Source organism: uncultured Eudoraea sp., assembly GCF_947258525.1.
Taxonomy (GTDB): domain Bacteria; phylum Bacteroidota; class Bacteroidia; order Flavobacteriales; family Flavobacteriaceae; genus Eudoraea.
Map to the genome: position 1 here is coordinate 1 of NZ_CAMYIP010000077.1, position 3,021 is coordinate 3,021.

Annotated in this window: 3 protein-coding genes; 1 reads left to right on the top strand and 2 read right to left on the bottom strand. The window is 38.1% G+C overall.

What is annotated here, in order from left to right:
* Nucleotides 1-1,526 (top strand): tetratricopeptide repeat-containing sensor histidine kinase (locus tag Q0X89_RS05855; protein ID WP_297692075.1); only part of this gene is annotated, 1,526 nt, incomplete at its 5' end.
* On the opposite strand, the gene bshB1 is transcribed toward Q0X89_RS05855, so the two are convergent.
* Together bshB1 and Q0X89_RS05865 are read right to left on the bottom strand one after the other, a co-directional pair.
* Complete coding sequence (gene bshB1, locus Q0X89_RS05860; protein WP_297692077.1) at nucleotides 1,523-2,245, bottom strand: bacillithiol biosynthesis deacetylase BshB1; 723 nt, start codon at nucleotides 2,243-2,245, stop codon at nucleotides 1,523-1,525. The two genes, Q0X89_RS05855 and bshB1, sit on opposite strands and share 4 nt — an antisense overlap.
* A gap of 18 nt (nucleotides 2,246-2,263) precedes the next feature.
* Nucleotides 2,264-3,021 (bottom strand): PLP-dependent aspartate aminotransferase family protein (locus Q0X89_RS05865; protein WP_297692079.1); only part of this gene is annotated, 758 nt, incomplete at its 5' end.

Here is a 3,021-nt window from a genome sequence, read left to right on the forward strand (position 1 = left end):
CCAACTTATATGCCTCTCAAAAAGATTTTGACCAATCACTGGATTTCTATAAAAAAGTAAAGAAAATTAACGGAGAACTGGGCGATGAGGTAATCATAGCAGAAACCTTGGGAAATTTAGCTTCAACCTATGCAGATATGGGTAAACTGGATTACGCCATGTTTAATATTAATAAAAGTCTTGCCATTTTTGAAAAACATAAAATTTTAGATTGGTTGGCATTTACCTATGAAATAAAAGGCAAGATATATTTAAAAGAAAATAAGTACAAATGGGCCCTTTATTGGTATAACCAGAGCGAATTACTACATAAAGATCTGGATGACGACCGAGGTAAAATTGACCTTTTTAACGGAATGGCTGAAGCTTATTTGGGACAAGGCAAGGATAGTATTTCAGAAAATTTTGCGCTAAAAGCCTACGAGATATCAGACAGAATTGGGTTCATGGAAGGAACTCAAAAATGTGCATATGTGCTCTATAGCATAAATAAAAACAAAAGAAATTACGCCAAGGCTTTAAATTTTCACGAACTCTACCAAAAACTTTCTGATACCTTATCCAGAAATGAAAATAAGAAGAGTTTAACCATGCTTAAAACAAAGTCGGAATATGATCAGCAAAAACAGTTGCTCATAGAAGAAAATGACAAAGCATTGGCAAAGCAACAGCGATATATAACGGCGGCCATGGCCATATTAATTGTTTTTATGATAATTACAATTTTGGTATATCGGGCAGAGAAAATACAGAAACGACTTAATAAAGAGCTAGAACTTAAAAAAGAAGCGCTGGAAAAACGAGAAACCGAATTGGAGGCCAGTAATGAAACAAAAACTAAACTATTCTCTATTATAGGACATGACCTTCGAGGTCCGGTAGGCGCGTTGCAAGAACTATTGAGGCTTTATTCTGACGGTGATATGGAGACTGAGGAATTTATAGAATTTGTTCCTAAATTAAGGGAGGATGTTGATCATATCTCGTTTACCTTAAATAATCTTCTTAGCTGGGGTCATACACAGATGAATGGTGCAGTAACCAAGCCTTCGATAATGGCTTTGGAATCGCTGGTTTCGGAAAATATTAAATTACTATCTGAAATTGCCAAAAAGAAATCTATAAAAATTGTTAGCGAGCTTGCTGAGAATACACTAACATGGTCTGATAGCAATCAAATTGATATTGTTGTCAGGAATCTTATTAGCAATGCGCTTAAGTTTACTCCGCAAAACGGGATGATAACAATATCGGCTCGTGAAAGTGATAAATTATGGGAGGTTTCTATAAGGGATACAGGTGTTGGAATGGACAAAATTACCGTTAAGAATTTGTTTGAAAAGAATTCCAATATAACTACCTATGGTACCAATAACGAAAAAGGTACAGGTCTTGGACTATCACTCTGTAAAGAAATGGTTGAGAAGAACGGGGGTAGTATTTGGGTGGAAAGTACCCTGCGTAAAGGGAGTTGTTTCTATTTCACACTTCCCAAAAGGGAGAAAAGTTATGGCCAGGCGGTTTAAAAAATATCCCAGAGATTTTTAACCCCAATATGCCGTTCCGCTGTAAAACCTTCAGCGTATTCAACCCCAACCAAACGTCCTAAATCCCTTGCCCTGTAGGCAATACTATCTGTAAAATTCTTACTGCTTATTGGCGTATCGGGTTCTTTGCTGTCCGGGTCATAAAATTGTGAAGCATAAGCAGATATAGCTTCCATTTTTTTATCTAAATGTCCGGTTACATCAACAACAAAATCGGGTTCCAGGTTTTTCCATTGAATGTAGTGATAAACTTGTTTTGGTCTCCAGGGTAACTGCCATTGATCATCACCGGGTAACTTGGAGTCTACTTTTAGCAACCCGCTTAAAAAACAAGCATCACTAACCAATTTACTACCTTTTGCATGATCAATATGCCTGTCTTCTATTGCATTGCACAGAACTATATCTGGTTGATATTTTCGGACTAACTCAATAACAGCCTGCTGATGGTCTTTATCATTTGTAAAAAACCCATCGGCAAATTCCAGGTTTTCCCTTACGGATATCCCTAATATTTTTGCTGCTTTTTCAGCTTCCTTATCCCTTATTTCCGGAGTTCCCCGGGTACCTAATTCGCCCCTGGTCAAATCAATAATCCCCACTTTTTTGCCGTTCGCAGTGGCTTTGGCAATAGTTGCCCCTGCTCCTAATTCAGCGTCATCAGGATGAGCTCCAAAAACTAAAATATCTAACTTCATTTGGTATTTATATGGTATTTATTGACTATTTAATGCAGGTTGTTTGGCTTTTAACTGTTCCAAAGCCTGTTCAATATCTTGTATGAGATCTTCAGGTTCTTCTATACCTATGGAAAAGCGTATTAATCCATCTGCAATTCCCTGCTTCATCCGATCTTCTTCAGACAGCAGAGCATGTGAAGTCTGAGTTGGTGATAAAACCGTGCTTTCAACCCCTGCAAGGCTCATGGAAGATTTAATAAGTTTAAGTGCCTTTCGAAATTTTGTAGCATCTATTGAATCCTTAAGTTCAAAGGAAAGCATCCCACCAAATCCTTGCATTTGCGATTTGGCCAAAACGTGATCGGGATGGGAAGTCAGGCCGGGATAATTAACTTGTTTAATATTTTCATTTGCGTTCAAATATTCCGCAAGCCTCATGGCATTCTCATTTTGACATTTAACCCGGATACCCATGGTCTTTATACTTCGCTCCAACAACCAAACCGTATAATCGCTGAGACTTCCCCCAAGATTTATTGCCAACTGGAATATATGCTCCATGTTTACCTTGGATGAAGCAACAGCACCGGCACAAATATCTGAATGTCCGCCCATGTACTTTGTGGCACTGTGGATAACCACATCAATTCCAAAATCAATAGGGTTTTGATTTACCGGACTGGCAAAAGTATTGTCGATCATAGAGACCAGGTTGTGCTTTTTCGCGATGCCTGCGATAGCAGTAAGATCAGTGATCGTCAATAAAGGATTTGATGGGGTTTCAATATAAATAA